The 17,542-nt window shown below is 56.9% G+C and carries 19 protein-coding genes and 1 tRNA gene; 12 read left to right on the top strand and 8 right to left on the bottom strand.

Going from position 1 to position 17,542, the window contains the following annotated elements; translation table 11 throughout:
* Positions 1 to 74: 74 nt before the first annotated feature.
* Positions 75 to 986: an MBL fold metallo-hydrolase gene (locus tag Q0903_RS16620; protein WP_299417162.1), complete on the bottom strand. Its 912-nt coding sequence runs from the start codon at positions 984 to 986 to the stop codon at positions 75 to 77.
* 44 nt (positions 987 to 1,030) lie between these two features.
* Here Q0903_RS16620 and Q0903_RS16615 point away from each other — a divergent pair, with 44 nt between their 5' ends.
* From Q0903_RS16615 to Q0903_RS16605, 3 genes are all read left to right on the top strand, one after another.
* Positions 1,031 to 2,350, top strand: a complete 1,320-nt coding sequence (locus Q0903_RS16615) for an ATP-binding protein (RefSeq protein WP_299417160.1) — start codon at positions 1,031 to 1,033, stop codon at positions 2,348 to 2,350.
* Positions 2,351 to 2,424: 74 nt separating this feature from the next.
* The gene (locus tag Q0903_RS16610; RefSeq protein WP_299417158.1) at positions 2,425 to 2,877 is read left to right on the top strand and encodes a DUF4442 domain-containing protein; all 453 of its coding nucleotides are present in this window, start codon (positions 2,425 to 2,427) and stop codon (positions 2,875 to 2,877) included.
* Between the two features lie 309 nt (positions 2,878 to 3,186).
* The gene (locus Q0903_RS16605) at positions 3,187 to 4,299 is read left to right on the top strand and encodes an OmpA family protein (protein WP_299417156.1); all 1,113 of its coding nucleotides are present in this window, start codon (positions 3,187 to 3,189) and stop codon (positions 4,297 to 4,299) included.
* Positions 4,300 to 4,511: 212 nt separating this feature from the next.
* Here Q0903_RS16605 and Q0903_RS16600 read toward each other — a convergent pair.
* Positions 4,512 to 4,588, bottom strand: a tRNA-Ile gene (locus Q0903_RS16600).
* A 114-nt stretch (positions 4,589 to 4,702) separates the two neighbouring features.
* Here Q0903_RS16600 and purM point away from each other — a divergent pair.
* Genes purM through rnd form a run of 3 tightly spaced genes read left to right on the top strand, consistent with a single transcriptional unit; the run spans position 4,703 to position 7,560 of the window.
* Entirely contained in the window at positions 4,703 to 5,749 is a 1,047-nt protein-coding gene (gene purM, locus Q0903_RS16595; RefSeq protein ID WP_299030584.1) for a phosphoribosylformylglycinamidine cyclo-ligase, read from the top strand.
* Positions 5,749 to 6,345, top strand: coding sequence for a phosphoribosylglycinamide formyltransferase (gene purN / locus Q0903_RS16590; protein ID WP_299417154.1), 597 nt, complete (start codon positions 5,749 to 5,751; stop codon positions 6,343 to 6,345). Before purM ends, purN begins: the two co-directional genes overlap by 1 nt.
* A 57-nt stretch (positions 6,346 to 6,402) precedes the next feature.
* Positions 6,403 to 7,560, top strand: a complete 1,158-nt coding sequence (gene rnd / locus Q0903_RS16585; protein WP_299417152.1) for a ribonuclease D — start codon at positions 6,403 to 6,405, stop codon at positions 7,558 to 7,560.
* Positions 7,561 to 7,599: 39 nt separating this feature from the next.
* On the opposite strand, the gene Q0903_RS16580 is transcribed toward rnd, so the two are convergent.
* The gene (locus tag Q0903_RS16580) at positions 7,600 to 8,124 is read right to left on the bottom strand and encodes a hypothetical protein (RefSeq protein WP_299030581.1); all 525 of its coding nucleotides are present in this window, start codon (positions 8,122 to 8,124) and stop codon (positions 7,600 to 7,602) included.
* Between the two features lie 147 nt (positions 8,125 to 8,271).
* Between Q0903_RS16580 and Q0903_RS16575 the strand changes: the two genes are divergently transcribed.
* A complete protein-coding gene (locus Q0903_RS16575; RefSeq protein WP_299417150.1) occupies positions 8,272 to 8,682 on the top strand; it encodes a SufE family protein in 411 nt (136 codons plus the stop codon).
* 88 nt (positions 8,683 to 8,770) lie between these two features.
* On the opposite strand, the gene Q0903_RS16570 is transcribed toward Q0903_RS16575, so the two are convergent.
* The 4 genes from Q0903_RS16570 to bmt all read right to left on the bottom strand — a co-directional run bounded on the left by Q0903_RS16570 (position 8,771) and on the right by bmt (position 11,528).
* The gene (locus Q0903_RS16570) at positions 8,771 to 9,406 is read right to left on the bottom strand and encodes a DUF1638 domain-containing protein (RefSeq protein WP_299030580.1); all 636 of its coding nucleotides are present in this window, start codon (positions 9,404 to 9,406) and stop codon (positions 8,771 to 8,773) included.
* On the bottom strand, positions 9,403 to 9,558 hold the full coding sequence (locus Q0903_RS16565; RefSeq protein ID WP_299030579.1) for a hypothetical protein: 156 nt from the start codon (positions 9,556 to 9,558) through the stop codon (positions 9,403 to 9,405). The genes Q0903_RS16570 and Q0903_RS16565 overlap by 4 nt, the downstream gene beginning before the upstream one ends.
* Positions 9,559 to 9,656: 98 nt before the next feature.
* A complete protein-coding gene (locus Q0903_RS16560; protein ID WP_299030578.1) occupies positions 9,657 to 10,355 on the bottom strand; it encodes a B12-binding domain-containing protein in 699 nt (232 codons plus the stop codon).
* Positions 10,356 to 10,511: 156 nt separating this feature from the next.
* Positions 10,512 to 11,528 (bottom strand): betaine--homocysteine S-methyltransferase, encoded by a 1,017-nt coding sequence (gene bmt, locus Q0903_RS16555; protein WP_299417148.1) that lies wholly within the window; start codon positions 11,526 to 11,528, stop codon positions 10,512 to 10,514.
* A 215-nt stretch (positions 11,529 to 11,743) separates the two neighbouring features.
* Between bmt and purC the strand changes: the two genes are divergently transcribed.
* From purC to Q0903_RS16530, 5 genes are read left to right on the top strand one after another with little or no spacing between them, the layout of a single operon-like run.
* On the top strand, positions 11,744 to 12,499 hold the full coding sequence (gene purC, locus Q0903_RS16550; protein ID WP_299030576.1) for a phosphoribosylaminoimidazolesuccinocarboxamide synthase: 756 nt from the start codon (positions 11,744 to 11,746) through the stop codon (positions 12,497 to 12,499).
* A gap of 50 nt (positions 12,500 to 12,549) precedes the next feature.
* Positions 12,550 to 12,780 (top strand): phosphoribosylformylglycinamidine synthase subunit PurS, encoded by a 231-nt coding sequence (purS, locus tag Q0903_RS16545; RefSeq protein ID WP_299030575.1) that lies wholly within the window; start codon positions 12,550 to 12,552, stop codon positions 12,778 to 12,780.
* Positions 12,780 to 13,448 (top strand): phosphoribosylformylglycinamidine synthase subunit PurQ, encoded by a 669-nt coding sequence (purQ, locus tag Q0903_RS16540; RefSeq protein ID WP_299030574.1) that lies wholly within the window; start codon positions 12,780 to 12,782, stop codon positions 13,446 to 13,448. The genes purS and purQ overlap by 1 nt, the downstream gene beginning before the upstream one ends.
* Before the next feature lie 35 nt (positions 13,449 to 13,483).
* Positions 13,484 to 15,268: an ATP-binding protein gene (locus Q0903_RS16535; RefSeq protein WP_299030573.1), complete on the top strand. Its 1,785-nt coding sequence runs from the start codon at positions 13,484 to 13,486 to the stop codon at positions 15,266 to 15,268.
* A gap of 3 nt (positions 15,269 to 15,271) precedes the next feature.
* On the top strand, positions 15,272 to 16,606 hold the full coding sequence (locus tag Q0903_RS16530; RefSeq protein WP_299030572.1) for a sigma-54 dependent transcriptional regulator: 1,335 nt from the start codon (positions 15,272 to 15,274) through the stop codon (positions 16,604 to 16,606).
* A 100-nt stretch (positions 16,607 to 16,706) separates the two neighbouring features.
* Here the strand turns inward: Q0903_RS16530 and Q0903_RS16525 are convergent, their stop codons facing one another.
* Complete coding sequence (locus tag Q0903_RS16525; protein WP_299417144.1) at positions 16,707 to 17,003, bottom strand: hypothetical protein; 297 nt, start codon at positions 17,001 to 17,003, stop codon at positions 16,707 to 16,709.
* Positions 17,004 to 17,542 lie beyond the last annotated feature (539 nt).

Below are 17,542 nucleotides of genomic sequence, written 5' to 3'. Positions count from 1 at the left end.
TTGCATCGTATAGCGGCGGTGATTCAGCGCGTCTAGGGGGTTTTGATGCGAATTCAGGAAAAATTTTCGATGCCCTATACAGGCTTGAAAACCGTCGTTTCCGTGAGGGGGGTGTCGTATGTTGCCAGGCCACGGCCCTGCAGGTCGATCAGGTGGGCGAGGACATTGCGCGTTGCAGCACCCAACAGTGCGGGAGGAGTGTCGACGTAGATTTCAGCGGCAAGCGTGGCTGCGTCTGACGGGCCTCGGCCCAACAGCTCGAGAATAGAGGTTTCGCGGGCGCGGCGATGTGTGACCAGCCAGTCAAGACGTGCTGCGGGCGCATCAATTGCGCCGCCATGACCCGGATAGAAAACCCGCCATTCGCGCTGTTGGAGACGCGCGCAGGAGGCCATAAAGTCGCTCAGATCGCCATCGGGTGGCGACACAAGCGAGGATGCCCAGCCCATGACATGATCGGCTGTAAAACACGCATTTCCTAGCGCCAGACAGATGTGATTGCCGAGATGACCGGGGGTATGGATCACGTCCAACTGCCACCCGTCACCTTTGATCGCGTCTCCATCACGCAAAATCACGTCTGGTTTGAACGCGATATCGATGCCTTCACCGCCGCCAATCGTCCCACCAGCCGCAAGCAGATGCATCGCCGCTGACCGGCCTGCAAGCGCATCGCCAAAAGCCAGAATTGGCGCGCCTGTGCGCAGCCCCAAGGCCCGCGCGAGTGGCGAGTGGTCAAGGTGTGTATGTGTGACGATGATATGGCTGACATGCTGGCCTGGTTGTACAGCCGCCATGATGGCCTCTAGATGCTCGGGGCTGTCGGGGCCGGGGTCAATAACAGCCAACGCCGTTTCGCCAACAATATAGGTATTTGTCCCGCGATAGGTCATGGGTGACGGATTGGGCGCTGTGATACGCCGCACCGCGGGTTCCAGAAGCTGCGGTATGCCGATAGGCGGGTCGAAGTCGTCAGGAGCTTGCATCGTTTGACCTTTCGCTTGGCGGGGGGACGCTCTAGGCTTCAGGGATGTCATGGAATTTGCTCAAACACTATATGCCACGCGGAATTTATGGCCGCGCCGCACTTATCTTGTTGCTGCCGGTGGTGTTTTTGCAATTGGTCGTGACCGTTATTTTTGCTCAGCGCCATTTCGAGGGCGTAACGCATCAGATGACCGATACAATGCTGCGCGAGCTGGCCTTGGTCGTGCAGACCGTCGACAAAGCGCCGGACCTTGCGCAAGGCCGCGCGGCAGTGGCGCAGGAACTGCAGCCACTGGCCATTGATGTAAGAAAAGCGGCGCCCGAGCAGGCGCGGAATCTGCGGCGCTGGTACGACTATTCAGGCCGCGTTCTGACCCAACGTATGTCCGAGCGGATGACAGGTTTTGTTGCTGTTGATCTGGTGACGGGGGGCGAAGTTCTGGTATTTGTGCAGACACGGCATGGACTGGTGCAGATTGAATTTGATCGCAAGCGGATTTCAGCGTCGAATCCGCATCAGATGTTTGTCTACACGATCGCTTTCGGTTTTCTGATGACGTTGATCGCCATTATCTATCTGCGAAACCAGCTGCGACCAATCAAGCGTCTGGCCCGTGCCGCCGAAGCCTTTGGCCGTGGGCGCCACATCCCGTACACCCCCGCAGGTGCGGTTGAGCTGCGCGCTGCGGGCAGTGCCTTTGTCGACATGCGTCACCGGATCGAGCGGCATATCGAGCAACGCACTCTGATGCTGTCCGGCGTGAGCCATGATTTGCGCACACCGCTCACGCGGCTACGCTTGGGGTTGGCGATGCTGGACGAGGATGAGGCAGAGCCGCTCTTGCGGGATGTGGCCGATATGCAGGGGATGCTGGACGAATTTCTTGATTTTGCCAAAGGTGCCGCCGAAGGAGAGCCTGAACCCGTCGATCCCTTTGCTATGGTGACGGATATTATAGAAGATGCACAGCGTGCGGGGCGGGACGTGACACTTATGCTGCGCGAGGGTGAGGGGCAGGGCACGGTGCTGCTTCGAGAGGGGGCCATGCGCCGCGCTATCGACAATCTGATCTCGAACGGCGTGCGGTATGGTGCGCGCGCAGAGGTTTCGGTGATGATGAGCGAGAAAACCCTGCGCATCAGGGTTGAAGACGACGGTCCCGGGATACCCCAAGACAAGCGTGAACAGGCTACCAAACCTTTCACGCGGCTGGACCCTTCACGCAATCAGGACAAAGGAGGCGGGGTCGGTCTGGGGTTGGCGATTGCTGTTGATGTGGCCCGCAGCCATGGCGGGGTTTTGCGTCTTGGAGAATCAGAGCGTTTGGGCGGTTTGCGGGCTGATATCGTGATCGCGCGTTGACCTTGGGGCAAGATTGATTTGCCCCCTGCAAAAATGCAAATCTATCCGCAACGCGCACTGTGGGAGAGTTGGCCGTGGATCCGTATGAAATGATCAAAGCGCATCTGGGTCAATCGGTGCCCTATGCTACCCACACAGGTGTTGAACTGATTGAGGTCGGAGACGGGATCGCTACTGCGCGGCTTGACCAGCGAAGCGAAACTGAAAACCACATCAAGGGGCAGCACGCAGGGGCCATGTTCACACTGGGAGAGACGGCATCGGGCGCTGCGGTAGCAGGTGCGCTCGCACCTGTGATTCTGCAGATGCGCCCTGTCGCGGCCATGGCCGAGATTACCTACCGCAAATTTGCGCAAGGCACGCTGACCGCAACGGCCAGAACCTCGCGCAGTGGTCCTGAACTGATGGCAGAGATTGAGGCAGAGGGCAAAGTCGCCTTTGAGGTCGCAATTGATATCAGGGATTCGGTGGACGAAACCGTCGTGGAAATGATGGTTAATTGGTACGTCAGCCCGACACGCAGCTAATTGTTGCGAAAAACACCTGATTGACGCTAGGTCATGTATGACAGCTTTGCCAGTCTAGAGGCTGAAACTATTCAACTTTTAAAAACGATAGTTTTAGCGATTAAAAAATCCACACCACCACAGGTTGACGTCTAAGAGGTGAACTCGCCTATATAGGCCTTAGTCGGCTAAATCCTGCCGATTGGGTGAAGAGTATAACAAGACTTGGTGGGGATTAGTCGAGCAATGCAGGCACTGATAAAGAATTTACCGTGGTTGGCGCCCACGGCAGCGATCGTTTTGTCCGCGTCCTTTTTAGGGACGACGTGGTTGATAAACAAAGAAGCGAAAAACAACGTGCCATCCGCCGAAGATGTGGCACAAGCGCAAATTGCGGAACAGCGCCGTTGGGATGATCTGAACGCTTTGGTAGGCGCAGCCACGCAAGGTGAATTGACCAGCACGGCCGCTGTGCCGGATGTCTCGGAAACTGCCGCGCAAGAGATCGCAGAGAATCTCGTGGCTGTCACACGAAACGCGCCGCTGCCGCTGCTTGAGGCTCCCGAACCCATTACGCCGTTGGCCGAGCCGGTTACCGCGCCGACACCAGTCAGTTCCGGCTCAGCGGCAGAGTTTTTTGCCAATGCGCAGGCCAATCTGGCATCGGATGATTCCTGTGGTGAAGACCTGCGCGCATTGGCTGCTGGCACCCGCATCTATTTTCCTGCTGGCGGTTTGACTGCCGAGGCCAATGGCCTGATCAAAGCTCGGGTGATCGGTCAGTTGGCCCATAACTGCAAAGAATACACGGTGCAGGTCGAGGGCCATTCAGATCCTTCGGGGAACAGTGACGTAAACCTGAGGCTTAGCAAGCAGCGCGCGCAGGCAGTCATAAACCGCTTGGCATCCGGCGGGATCGACACAAGTAACTTCATAGCAGTCGGTCGCGGCGATGCACAACCATCAGGCATAGAGGGGCCTAAGGGCGCAGCCTACTATGACCGGCGCGTGGAGTTCGCCATTGTTAAAGCGGTGAAGACGGCCAGTGCTTCGTCGACCTTTGCGCCCGCCGCTTGGCGCACAGAGCCGTCTGACTGCGTGCGCGCGCTTGAGCGAAAAGTCGAGCAAAGCCGTCTGATCTATGCGCCGCGTGCTATCACCGTTTCGCCGAGTGAGTTGGACGTTGTGTTTGAATTGGCGAGTGCGGCAGCGCAATGTGAGGGCGCACGTCTGCGCCTTGTTGGTCAACACTCTGACGATTTGGGCACACGCGAGAGCGTCGAGACTGGCCGACTTCGTGCGCTTGTGTTGATGGGATCACTCGTATCAGCAGGCTTTGAGAGTGAAACGATACTGATCGGCGCACCGTCTTATTCCGTGACTGTGCCTAACCAGCCTGGGCTGCCGAAAAGCCGCGTGGATTTCCAGCTGATCATGGATTGAACAGGTGTAGAGTTCGAATGAAATGCCAAAAAGGGAGCGTTCAGGCGCTCCCGTTTCTTTTGGTTGCGGGGGCCATATCTGCGAATCTTTTCAGATCTTGAGTTTCACAAACCACTGCCTGACCTGATTGCGCGGACGGGATTGAGTTTAAGGGAAAAATAAAGAAGCAAACCTGCGACGGCAGTCACCTCTCAACTGTATATGGCGGTATTTGGTAGGCCCGGCAGGACTTGAACCCGCAACCAAAGCGTTATGAGCGCTCTGCTCTAACCAGTTGAGCTACAGGCCCGCCGACGCTGTGGGTATTGTGCGGCAGCGGTTTCGTCAAGGGTTTGCGTTGCGACTTTTGACGATATGATTTAGGTCGCAAGCAATAGTTTTTTGCATACAGAGGCGTTTGGAAATGAGCGAGCGACAAAACGGGATCACTTACGCCGATGCGGGCGTGGATATCGATGCGGGCAATGCCTTGGTTGAGCGCATCAAGCCTGCGGCCAAGCGGACGGTGCGCCCCGGCGTGATGTCCGGGCTGGGTGGCTTTGGCGCGTTGTTCGATCTTAAGGCGGCAGGCTACGATGACCCTGTGTTGGTTGCTGCGACAGATGGCGTTGGTACGAAGCTGCGGATCGCAATTGATACGGGAAACGTAGACGGTGTTGGCATTGATCTGGTGGCGATGTGTGTCAATGATCTGGTCTGTCAGGGCGCGGAGCCGCTGTTTTTCCTTGACTACTTTGCCACTGGGAAACTTGAACTCGATGTTGCTGCGCGCATTATTGAAGGCATTGCCAAGGGCTGCGAGCTGTCGGGCTGTGCGCTGATCGGTGGTGAGACTGCAGAAATGCCGGGCATGTATCCCGAGGGTGATTTTGATCTGGCTGGCTTTAGCGTTGGCGCGATGGAGCGGGGCGGCACCTTACCCCGTGATGTGGCAGTTGGGGATGTGTTGCTGGGTTTGGGCAGCGACGGTGTCCACTCGAACGGGTACAGCCTTGTCCGCGTAATTGTCGAGCAATCGGGACTGCGGTGGGATGATCCATGTCCATGGGATGCTGGTACTTTGGGGGAGGCATTGCTGACGCCAACGCGGTTGTACGTAAAGTCAGCCTTGGCTGCGGCGCAGGCAGGGATGGTGCATGCGCTGGCTCATATCACCGGTGGTGGACTTACAGAAAACCTGCCGCGGGTTTTACCTGAAGGTCTGGGTGCGCGCATTGACTTGAATGCGTGGGAATTGCCGCCAGTGTTTCGTTGGCTGACAGCCCACGGCGGGATGGAAGAACCTGAATTGCTGAAAACCTTCAATGCGGGCATCGGTATGATTGTTGTCGTTCCTGCGGATCAGGCAGAAGCGGCGACAAAGCTGCTCTCTGATATGGGAGAGACTGTCTATACTCTTGGCACTGTATCGGACGAGAGTGGTGTGCACTACGAGGGCAGCCTCGTCTGATGATGCGAGTGGCGGTCTTTATTTCCGGAGGCGGCTCTAACATGGTGGCGCTGTTGGATGATATGGCGCGCGAAGGGCATGCTGCCGTGCCTGCGGTTGTATTGGCCAACAGGGCCGACGCAGGAGGGTTGGTTCATGCGGCAGAGCGAGGCGTGCCTACCGTGGTCGTTGATCACCGTCCTTATGGTGCGGACCGCGCAGGGTTTGAGAGCGCCATCGAGGCTGCATTGAAGCCCTTTGCGCCGGATATGATCTGCCTCGCAGGGTTCATGCGTATTCTGACCGCCGGATTTATGGAGAACTGGGCAGGAAGCATGATAAATATCCATCCATCCTTGCTGCCAAAATACAAGGGCTTGCACACGCATGCCCGTGCATTGGAAGCTGGCGATGTGCTGCATGGCTGCACTGTACATGAGGTTACCGCGGCGCTTGATGATGGTCCGATATTGGGGCAGGCGCAGATAGATGTGCGGCCCGATGACACTCCGGAAACTCTTGCGGCGCGGGTGTTGGTACAGGAACATCGGCTATACCCCGCAGTGCTGCGCCGCTTTGCCTCTGGCGACCGGACACCGTTGATTTTGCAAAGCTGACTGGTCAAATCCTCGCAGAGGCTGTACCGCTAGTCAAAGCCTGAGGAATTTGCATCTATGCGTACGATCTCCACCACGGACGAGCTGGCAACCTATTGCGCAGAGGCCGCTACACATCCCTTTGTTACTGTTGATACCGAATTCCTGCGCGAGCGGACCTACTATTCAAAGCTGTGCCTTGTTCAGCTGGCGATGCCCGGCACGGATGACAGCGGTGCGGTTCTGGTGGATCCGTTGGCCGCTGGTATGTCGATGGAGCCGCTGTATGAGCTGTTTCGCGACACCTCGGTGGTCAAAGTATTCCACGCGGCGCGTCAGGATCTGGAGATTTTTTACGTTGACGCGCAGGTTTTTCCCGAGCCGCTGTTCGACACTCAGGTGGCCGCTATGGTGTGCGGCTTTGGTGAGCAGGTCGGCTATGAGACACTGGTGCGCAAGATTGCGAAAGAAGGCGTGGATAAAACGTCCCGCTTTACTGACTGGTCGCGCCGCCCGCTGAGCGATGCGCAAAAGACCTATGCCTTGGCAGACGTTACGCATCTGCGCCAAATCTATGAATTTCTGGCCGCCAAGCTGGAAGAGTCGGGGCGGCACAAATGGGTTGAGGAAGAATTGAAAGTCCTGACCAACCCCGATACCTATATTACCGCACCGCGCGAGGCATGGCGGCGGGTAAAGACGCGCACCAATTCGGCCCGTTTTTTGGCGATCGTGCGGGAACTGGCAGCCTTCCGCGAATCTTATGCGCAAGAGCGTAACATTCCGCGCAACCGGGTCTACAAAGATGATGCCATGGTTGAGCTGGCGTCGAACAAGCCCAAAAACCACGAGGAATTGGGCCGTGCGCGCCTGCTGTTGCGCGATGCGCGCAAGGGAGACATTGCGGACGGTATTCTAAAAGCAGTGGCGGCGGGTCTGGCCTGCGCCAATGATGATTTGCCAGCCCCAGACCGTACGCGTGAAAAGTTACAGGTAAACCCTGCGCTCGCCGATTTGCTGCGGGTCTTGCTGAAGGCCAAAACAGAAAGCGCTGGTGTGGCGGCCAAGTTGATCGCCAACGCTGCTGATCTGGATGCTATCGCAGCCGGAGTGCGTGATGTGCAGGCCATGCGCGGTTGGCGTTTGGAAGTCTTCGGTAATGATGCGATGGCGCTGTGTGAGGGCAAAATCGCCCTGACGGCTGTGGGCAATGATGTGAAGGTTGTGCGTGTTTAGGTCAGCACGGCGCAATGCCTGTTTAGCTAGACTTAGAGGCTAGCGGCGGGCAACGCGCGCATTTCGTTGCCCTTCGACGCGGATGCTACGGACGCCGCGCAACTCTTGCACTGTCAGTTTGCGCGCAGCGGTTACTTCGCGCGTGGGTGCGGTCCCGACAGCGGTGTTGCGGGCAGGGGTAACGCCTTCGAGACGGTAGGTCAGCACACCGTTCACAGGTGTTTCATCTTCCACGACAGGGGTAAGCTGAACCGCATAAATGCCCTGACGCGCAGCGCGTCCGGTTGCGCGGATAATCGCGCCACCGGGGATACGCTCGACCTTAAGATCAATGATCTCGTCAAAGGGCTGACCTGCGTAGTCGTCGGTCGTTTTATCGCGGCGGGCGAACAAGCCGCCTTCCTTGGGGATCAGCGGGTTTACGGGTTTGGCATCGACCGTTTCGATCGGTTCTGAGGTGCTGCGGCCAAACCAGTTTGTCGGGTTTAGCGCACTATCGCGGACGATGCCGCAAGCGCCAACTGCGAGGGACGCGATCAAGAGAGCGGAAAGAGTAATGCGCATGGGACCTGCCGAGTGATACTGCCGTTTGATATGACCTAACCCATACCCGCGCGCTTGGGAAGGGGCGCAGTCTATGCGGGGGCGAGGGCTGGACGTTTGCCACACTTCGTCCTACCTCAAGACGAGAACAACATGCAGGAGCGTGCAATGGCTACGGCGCAATTTGATGAACTGGTCGAGGATTTCGAATTTCTGGATGATTGGGAAGATCGGTATCGTCATGTGATTGATCAGGGCAAAGCGATGGACGCATTGGATGAAGCGCTGCGCGTACCTGCGACAAAGGTGGACGGGTGCGCGAGCCAGGTATGGTTGCATGCCGAAATGCAAAACGGCAAATTGCATTTTGATGGCGCGTCGGATGCGATGATTGTATCGGGTCTGATTGCAGTGCTGCGCACCTTATACAACGGTCTGACACCGCAAGAGGCGCTATCGGTGGATGCTGCTGCACAGCTGGGCCGTTTGGGGCTGAACGATCACTTGTCTGCACAGCGGTCTAACGGATTGCGTGCCATGATCGAGCGGGTGCGCGAAACGGCCGCGCGTGCAGGCTGAAATGGTTGAGGGGCGCTGCCCCCTTGGCCATAGGCCAATTCCCCCGGAGGATTTGGGGCCAAGAAAAATAGGTGTCACGGGCGGTTGATTAGAGCACGGACAATGCGTTTTTCAAATCGCCGTAGCCCGTCAAGCGCCGTTCGAACGCGAGGCCTAGTCGGTCTGCGCAGGCGCGGGCTTTTTCGGTGAGCGCAGCATCGTCTGTCTGTGCTTGGTACACCAGCTTTTCGTAGTTTCCAAAATACATATCGCGCAGTTCTGGGTGGCGGTCGAGGCCCATAGGTTTGATGATAAACGCATCAAACTGGCGCACCAGAAAATCAGTAAGGTAAAAGGTTGTGATTTCGTCCTCGCTGGTTTTGGCGAAGCGGTCATTGCCCTCGAAGAAGCTATAACAATGTGGACCTGCGATCATCTCGACGCCCAGTTCGGCACAGGCTGCCTGTAGCAATCCACCAGTACCGCAGTCGGCGTACGCGACAAAGACTGTCTGGTAAGAGCTGCGATGTTTGGCGACCGTTTCGCGCACTGCATCTGTAATTTTTTCGGGGTAGAGGTGATAGTTGGCGGGCAAACAGGTCAGATCGAGATGGGTCCAGTCGTTTGCGGCTTTGAGATCGAGAATTTCGCGTGCCAATGCACCACAGGCTATGATCAGGACTTTGCCGCGCGTAACTGCCAACGGCAGTCCTTCTTTGGTGAGCTGGACGTCATCAACGCTCACTTGCGCAGCACCTTAAGCGCTACTGCAGCAATCATAAAGGCGGGCAGGGCGGCGACCATAACCGCAGCGCCGCCATTGGAGACTAGCCAAACGGTTACCCCACCCGCGACGATGACTGAAAGGATCAGGATAACGAATGTAAGTGCGGGCAAGGTGTTTCTCCTACTTCTTGAAATCAAGATAAGGGTTGTGGAGGCAAGAAAAAAGGCCCCGCAGATGCAGGGCCTTGAAGATGCTGGTATTTGGCCAATCAGGCGTTGACGCTGTTGTGTTTGCGTCCGACCCATTCTTTCGCGGTTTCGACCGCTACGGCTGCGTCACGGCAATAGGCATCAGCGCCGATTGCTTTGCCAAATTCTTCGTTGAGCGGTGCGCCGCCCACCAGCACGATATAGTCATCGCGGATGCCCTGCTCGACCATGGTGTCGATGACGACCTTCATGTAGGGCATGGTGGTGGTCAGAAGGGCGGACATGCCGAGGATGTCAGGGCCTTCTTTTTCAAGTGCTTCCAGATATGCCTCGACAGGGTTGTTGATGCCCAGGTCAACCACTTCGAAACCCGCACCTTCCATCATCATTGAGACGAGGTTTTTGCCGATGTCGTGAATATCGCCTTTGACGGTGCCGATGACCATTTTGCCAACACGCGGTGCGCCTGTCTCGGCGAGCAGCGGTTTCAGGATAAACATGCCACCCTTCATTGCATTGGCGGCCAGCAACACTTCGGGTACAAACAGGATACCATCGCGGAAGTCGGCGCCAACGATCGTCATACCACCGACCAGTGCTTTGGTTAGCACGTCATAAGGTGCCCAACCGCGCGCGATCAGGATGTTGACCCCTTCTTCGATCTCTTCTTTGAGACCATCATAGAGGTCGTCGAACATTTGCTGGACAAGTTCTTCATCGTCGAGTTCCGACAGGATGATTTCGTCTTCGTCAGACATGGGCTTCCCTTTATCTTGGCGGGCTGGATGGGTTTTCTGCTTTATCTTTGGCAGACGGGTGCAGAATTACTGAAGCATTTGCGACAACACAGGCGCAAGCCGCGACCTAGCATACTGTTGTATGGTAAAATTATCGTTGGTTTGGCGGGGCCGGATTTATGAGCCGCGTCTACGGCCACGGCGCGGCGCGCGTGTGGGGCCTGCACCATCTGTACCGTCGCTGTCAGAAGAGAACGCGCCTAACGCGGCCGCAATCTCTGCCAGATCGGGGGGCGCATTTTTGGGAGTGCTGTCGAGAGCATCACGCATTCGTTCCAGATGTTCGGGCATGGTGCCGCAGCATCCGCCTATGATCTGTGCGCCACAGTTGCGCGCCATTTTGGCGTAGGTCGCCATCAGCTCGGGCGTGCCGTCATAGTGGATGTGGCCGTCTTGATATTTTGGGATGCCTGCGTTGCCTTTCGCAACTATGGGCCGCTGTCCACCTGCGGCTGCAAACCCGAGAACTGTGCGCAGCAGGTCTGATGCACCTGTGCCGCAGTTCGCGCCATAGGCCAGTGGCGCGTTGTCCAACTCATCTACCATTTCGACCATGCCAGCGGAGGTGAGGCCCATCATCGTGCGGCCTGCGGTGTCAAAGCTCATCGTGCCGACCCATGGTAGCCCTGCCAGTGCAAACCCCTCGGCAGCAGCGCGGTATTCTTCCGGTGCGGAAATCGTTTCGAGCCAGCCAATGTCAGCACCGCCTGCCTTCAGGCCATCGGCGGTTTCGTGAAACATCTCGACTGCTGTGGCGTGGGACAGGGTGCCGACAGGCTCCATGATCTCGCCTGTTGGCCCGACCGAGCCTGCAACGATCACCTTGCGGCCTGCGGTATCGGCCACTTCGCGGCCCAGCTCTGCGGCGACACGGCTCAACTCATGGGCACGGTTCTGGGCATTGTGCAGTTTAAGCCTTGAAGCGTTTGCGCCAAAGCTATTGGTGAGAAACAGATCAGAGCCCGCGTTTACAGCGCCTCGGTAGAGGGTAAGTATCTTTGCGGGTTCATCAGTGTTCCACATTTCGGGTGCGTCACCCGACATCAGCCCCATATTGAACAGGTTTGTGCCTGTGGCCCCATCGGCCAGAAGCACATCTTTTTCCGCAAGCATTTCAGTAAACAGATTTGACATCGCGTTTCGCTCCAGTTCAGGCTCAGCGCGGTTTTGTCATGGGGGGTATAGTGTAGCAACATTCATAATCTTCATCTTGATTATGAAGTCTGTGCAACACCGCTCCGAAATGGGACTTGGCCGCGTGGATGCTTGCGGCAGCGTCAACTCTCCACTAAGAGAGGCGCAACAGGGCAGCGGGACTCCCCCGCGCCCGAAAACGACAGGGGACGCCCATGGCCCGCCGCAAAAAAATCTACGAAGGCAAAGCAAAGATCCTCTATGAAGGCCCCGAGCCTGGAACGATCGTGCAGTATTTCAAAGATGATGCGACTGCATTCAACGCCGAGAAAAAAGATGTGATCGATGGCAAGGGCGTTTTGAACAACCGCCTTTCCGAATATTTTATGACGGGCCTGAACCAGATCGGCGTGCCAACGCATTTTATCAAAAGCCTCAACATGCGCGAACAGCTGGTGCGTCAGGTCGAGATTATTCCGCTGGAAGTAATTGTGCGGAACTATGCGGCAGGGACCATGTCCAAGCGTCTTGGTATCGATGAGGGCACGCAGTTGCCGCGCCCGATTGTTGAATATTGCTACAAGGACGATTCTTTGGGTGATCCGCTGGTCAGCGAAGAACATATCGCCGCCTTTGGATGGGCCAGCCAACAAGACATGGACGACATCCTGAGCCTTGCGCTTCGGGTCAATGACTTCATGTCCGGCGTGATGTACGGCGTCGGCATCAAGCTGGTGGATTTCAAGATCGAAATTGGCCGTGTCTATGATGGTGATTTCCAGCGCCTGATCGTGGCGGACGAGATTTCCCCCGACAGCTGTCGTTTGTGGGACATGGAGACGGGGCAAAAGCTTGACAAGGATGTGTTCCGCCGCGATCTCGGATCGCTCACGGATGCATATACGGAAGTTGCACAGCGTCTTGGCGTGATGCCCAAGACACCGATAACCAAGCCTACGTTGATCAACTGACGCACGTGTCGGATTGAGTTTACAGGAAAAATAAAGAAGAGGGACGCGCCATGAAAGCACGGGTGCATGTGATGTTGAAGAACGGTGTTCTGGACCCGCAGGGCGAGGCCGTGCGCCACGCACTGGGGGCGATGGGTTTTGATGGTGTGCAGGGCGTGCGCCAAGGCAAAGTGATCGAACTGGATCTGGCCGAAGGTGCAACCAAGGCGGACGTCGAGCAGATGTGTGAAAAGCTGTTGGCCAACACGGTAATCGAGAGCTACTCGGTGGAGTTGGGCTGATGCGCGCCGCAGTAGTAGTTTTCCCCGGTTCCAACTGTGACCGTGATCTTGCTGTCGCATTCGAGCAGGCAGGCGCAGATGTCACGATGGTCTGGCACAAAGACAGCGCGCTGCCCGAGGGTATTGATATCGTCGGTATTCCAGGCGGATTTTCTTATGGGGACTACCTGCGCTGCGGTGCGATTGCAGCCCAGTCGCCTGTTTGTAAATCTGTCGCCGCCCATGCGGCGCGCGGTGGGTATGTGCTGGGCATTTGCAACGGGTTTCAGGTTTTGACCGAAACCGGTCTTTTGCCAGGGGCGCTGCTGCGCAATGCGGGTCTGAAATACATCTGCAAAACAGTCGGGCTGAAAGTCGAGACATCGGCATCGGAATTCACAGCGGGCTATAACGCTGGCGATGTGATAGACATTCCGATTGCACACCACGATGGCAACTACTTTGCGGATGCCGAGACAATTGCAGCCCTCAAGGGCGAGGACCGTATCGCGTTTACCTATACTGACAACCCAAACGGTGCGCAGGCGGATATTGCTGGCATATTGTCCGAAAATCGTCGTGTGCTGGGTATGATGCCACACCCCGAACGTGCAGCGGACGCAGGCCATGGTGGTACAGATGGTGTGGCGCTCTTCCGCGCATTGGCGGGGGCGCTGACCAGCGCCTGACTTGAGCATGTGCCGCACTGTGGTACTGTGAGCCGATGAATGATGATGGTCGCTTAGCAAAGACAGTCTGGCAGCCCGCTGCGATTAGTTGGCGGGTGCGTATTGCGCTGGCGGGAATGTTGATCCTCGCCATTCTTGTTATCTCGGTCACAAATCGTCTGTTAACCGACAGATTTACAGAAACAACCCGCAACCGTGCAGAACTTCGCATCGCGCTTTATGGCGGCAACCTGCTGGCCGAATTGCGTCAGAACGCGATTGTACCACAGCTGTTAGGGCGCGACCCCACGCTGATCTCGGCACTGGAAAGCGCAGATTACTCTCTATCAACGCAGCGCCTGATTTCATTTGTCGAAGAGATTGGTGCAGCGTCGCTGATGTTGCTGGATACAGACGGGCGCACGGTGGCTGCGACGGATCGTAATCGTATCGGTGCTTCGCACCGCTCGGACCCCTATTTCGTAGATGCGATCAGGTCTAATGCAACGATATTCAGTGTCATCGAGAATGACACGGCCGGATATCGTTTCTTTTATTCGCGTCGCATCCAGAACGGGGGGACAACCGTTGGTGTGATCGCGGTTGAGGTGGATCTCAAGAAGTTCGAGCGCGCTTGGGCAGGCATATCGGACGCAGTGATTGTCACAAACAGCAACGGCGAGATTTTGTTAGCCACCGAGCCGCGCTGGCGGGGCAAGACCGAAGAAGAGGCCTTGGCCAATCAGACACCTCAAGGTGCGATTGAGCGTGCAATTCAGGCGACAGCAGATTGGACTGCCCTGCCGCCCGATGCATATTTGCAAGGCGAGGCGGTGATGCGGCTGGACGCGCGGGTGAACTTTCGCGGCTGGCGCATGGTAAGCTATACAACCTATGCGAGTGTTCGGGAGCGGGTGAACGGCGTGCTGGCGCTCGAAGTTATGGGCTTTGCGATTCTGCTGGCGCTGACATTCTACTTTCTCAGCCGCCGTACGGCGGGCCGCGCTGCGATTTTCCAACGCGAGTCGGCAGAGCTCCGCGCATTGAACGCCGCCCTACAGCGTGAAATCGCCGAGCGTAAGCGCGTTCAGGAAACGCTTGCCGTGGCCGAACAGACCTTGGAGCAATCCAGTAAGCTGGCCGCCTTGGGCGAGATGTCAGCAGCGGTAAGCCATGAGCTGAACCAGCCGCTTGCTGCAATGAAAACGTATCTGGCGGGGGCGCGGCTGTTGCTGCGCCGCAACCGGCCTGAGGAGGCGCTCAGCAGCTTTGGGCGCATTGATGATTTGATCGAGCGGATGGGCGCAATTACCCGGCAGCTGAAATCCTACGCGCGCAAGGGGCAAGAGGCTTTTTCCCCTGTAAATATGGCGGATGCGTTGGCTTCGAGCCTCAGCATGATGGAGCCGCAACTGCGGCAGCGTCAGGTGCAGATCGCGCGTATACTGCCAGAAGATGCCGTTTATACTCTCGGGGATCGGATGAGGATCGAACAGGTTTTGGTCAACCTCTTGCGCAATGCCCTTGATGCCACCAAATCTGAAAGACACCCTTCGGTCGAGATTATCCTGAGTGCGGGCGAAACGGTGACCCTAACGGTGCGGGACAACGGACCAGGGATCGAAGACCTCGATGCTCTGTTCGAGCCGTTCTACACGACCAAGCAGCCCGGTGATGGGGTTGGGCTCGGGCTTGCTATTTCGTCCGGAATCGTGAGCGATATGGGGGGGAGATTGACGGCACGCAACGGACAAGCGGGCGGTGCGGTCTTCGAGATGCAATTGCCTATCCTCGAGAATGGTCTTGAGGATGGCACAGTGAAAACACAGGCGGCGGAGTAAGATATGGCACAGGCGATGAAGATTGCGATTGTCGATGACGAGCAGGACATGCGTCAGTCGATCAGCCAGTGGCTGGCCCTTTCGGGTTATGACACAGAAACGTTCCCCAGTGCCGAGGACGCGCTGAAAGTGCTGGGGCCTGAGTATCCTGGTATTGTTATTTCGGACATCAAGATGCCTGGCATGGACGGGATGCAGTTTCTTAAAAAGCTGATGGGCAGCGACAGTGCGTTGCCCGTGATTATGATTACAGGCCATGGTGATGTACCCATGGCCGTGGAGGCGATGCGCGTTGGCGCGTTTGATTTTCTGGAAAAGCCGTTCAATCCGGACCGGATGAGCGAACTGGCCAAAAAGGCGACCGCCACGCGGCGGCTGGTCATGGATAACCGTTTGCTGCGCCGCGAGCTGAGCGATGGCGGACAGCTTATGAAGAAGCTGATCGGTCAAAGCCCCGTCATGGAGCGGCTGCGCGAGGATATTCTGGATTTGGGGCAAGCTGACGGTCACGTCCTTATAGATGGCGAGACGGGCACGGGCAAAACGCTGGTTGCGCACGCGCTCCATGCCGTTGGCAGCCGTGCAGGCAAAAAATTTGTGTTGGTCAGTGCTTCTGCCTATGAAGAGGCCGCGCTGAGCAAGCGCCTGTTCGGACCAATGCAGCCCGAAGACGCTCAATTGCCCGCGATAGAGGAAGCCCGTGGCGGTACGTTGGTGCTGGAGGATGTCGAGGCGTTGAGCGAGACGTTGCAGGCAAGGCTGCTCTCAGTAATCAATGAGCAGGGCACGCCGGCTGAAACACGGATCGTAGCAATCTCCAACCTGCAAGAGGCGGGGCGCACCTCCGAAGACGTGCTGCGGTCTGATCTGTTTTACCGTCTTGCTGCATTGCGCATAACGGTGCCGCCATTACGCCAGCGTGGTGAAGACATTTTGACGCTTTTCACGCGCCTGAGCGATCAGTTCGCGGATGAGTACGGGTGCGATGCGCCACAGGTTACCGCGCAAGAAGCGGCACAGCTTTTGCAAGCGCCTTGGCCGGGCAACGTGCGTCAACTCATCAATGTGGCAGAGCGCGCAGTCCTGCAATCGCGGCGTGGTTCCGGCACCATCGCTTCCTTGCTGATGAGCGATCATGACGAGATGCAGCCTGTGATGACCACCGAAGGCAAGCCTCTGAAAGAATACGTCGAAGCGTTCGAGCGGATGCTGATCGACAATACAATGCGGCGTCACAAGGGCTCGATTGCGAGTGTAATGGAAGAGCTGTGTCTGCCGCGCCGAACGCTGAACGAGAAGATGGCGAAGTATCAATTGCAGCGCTCAGACTATCTCTAAGTTTCGCTGCGGGCGCATGTGCTTTTGTGAAATTCGATCTAAGGAATAAAAAAGGGGCGCAAATGATGCGCCCCTTTCTAATAATTGACCAATAGTCGGTTTAGCCTGTGCCCATCTTGTACAACTGGGTTGCATTGCCTTCATCATCGGTACGGCACATCCAGCGTTCCTGCTTTTCAGGCACGTCCATGATGTATTGGTTCACTTCGACGATCGGCAGCGTGGTATTGAGCTGCGCTTTCGCGCTGGCTTGTTCGGTTACAGCCTTGGTGCATGTGCGGTTGGCGCGCGCATCTCGGCGCACATCCGGATCAGGGTCGAATTCGGCGGGATCGCAGGCGGCGAGGGCAAGTGTAGCCATGCAAGCAAAAAGGGCAGGGCGCGTAAATCTTCGCATATTGTCTCCTAGAGTGACGCAATGGGTGGCAATGCACCCTGATTGTTGACGCATACATTACTGTTAAACCTCGCGGACGGCAACATGTCGCACGGCAAGGCGCAAGCATGAATTCGCGTGTGGCTCTTGGCTTCGTTCGAAATTTGAGAGGTTTAGGCGCAATTGCCCATTGTGTTTGCCTGTCGCCTACTCTTATCTAGGGGGATGGGGCCGCTGCACATGTCTGCAGGACAACGTGCCCCATGAAGAGTTTCGCTGTTGTGGCTTCATATCATTGATACGCAACAGACCGATGTTGCCGGAAACGGCAAAGAGACGCTGATGGAAATCAAAGGCTAAAGGCCCGAGGTTACACAGTTTTTAATGGATGCGCGGCGCGCTCTGCACAGCAGATGATCGCACCCCGTATCGGAGAAGAACCGCGATGACGCGCGCAAACGCTGAATACAGTTTCGGGAGTGGCCTTTTGGGCCGCACCGCTGCGCCGTCCAATGTCGCCCTGACAAGACACTTGGCCCACCGTGCTGCTCCCCCTGGGG

Source organism: uncultured Sulfitobacter sp. (assembly GCF_947502895.1).
GTDB lineage: Bacteria > Pseudomonadota > Alphaproteobacteria > Rhodobacterales > Rhodobacteraceae > Sulfitobacter.
This window is presented reverse-complemented; position numbering and strand designations above follow the sequence as displayed.

Coding starts and splice junctions, on each gene's coding strand:
- Q0903_RS16620 (WP_299417162.1), bottom strand. CDS start 986: ATGCAAGCTCCTGACGACTTCGACCCGCCTATCGGCATACCGCAGCTT.
- Q0903_RS16615 (WP_299417160.1), top strand. CDS start 1,031: ATGTCATGGAATTTGCTCAAACACTATATGCCACGCGGAATTTATGGC.
- purM (WP_299030584.1), top strand. CDS start 4,703: ATGAGCGAGCGACAAAACGGGATCACTTACGCCGATGCGGGCGTGGAT.
- purN (WP_299417154.1), top strand. CDS start 5,749: ATGATGCGAGTGGCGGTCTTTATTTCCGGAGGCGGCTCTAACATGGTG.
- rnd (WP_299417152.1), top strand. CDS start 6,403: ATGCGTACGATCTCCACCACGGACGAGCTGGCAACCTATTGCGCAGAG.
- Q0903_RS16580 (WP_299030581.1), bottom strand. CDS start 8,124: ATGCGCATTACTCTTTCCGCTCTCTTGATCGCGTCCCTCGCAGTTGGC.
- Q0903_RS16575 (WP_299417150.1), top strand. CDS start 8,272: ATGGCTACGGCGCAATTTGATGAACTGGTCGAGGATTTCGAATTTCTG.
- Q0903_RS16560 (WP_299030578.1), bottom strand. CDS start 10,355: ATGTCTGACGAAGACGAAATCATCCTGTCGGAACTCGACGATGAAGAA.
- bmt (WP_299417148.1), bottom strand. CDS start 11,528: ATGTCAAATCTGTTTACTGAAATGCTTGCGGAAAAAGATGTGCTTCTG.
- purC (WP_299030576.1), top strand. CDS start 11,744: ATGGCCCGCCGCAAAAAAATCTACGAAGGCAAAGCAAAGATCCTCTAT.
- purS (WP_299030575.1), top strand. CDS start 12,550: ATGAAAGCACGGGTGCATGTGATGTTGAAGAACGGTGTTCTGGACCCG.
- purQ (WP_299030574.1), top strand. CDS start 12,780: ATGCGCGCCGCAGTAGTAGTTTTCCCCGGTTCCAACTGTGACCGTGAT.
- Q0903_RS16535 (WP_299030573.1), top strand. CDS start 13,484: ATGAATGATGATGGTCGCTTAGCAAAGACAGTCTGGCAGCCCGCTGCG.
- Q0903_RS16530 (WP_299030572.1), top strand. CDS start 15,272: ATGGCACAGGCGATGAAGATTGCGATTGTCGATGACGAGCAGGACATG.
- Q0903_RS16525 (WP_299417144.1), bottom strand. CDS start 17,003: ATGCGAAGATTTACGCGCCCTGCCCTTTTTGCTTGCATGGCTACACTT.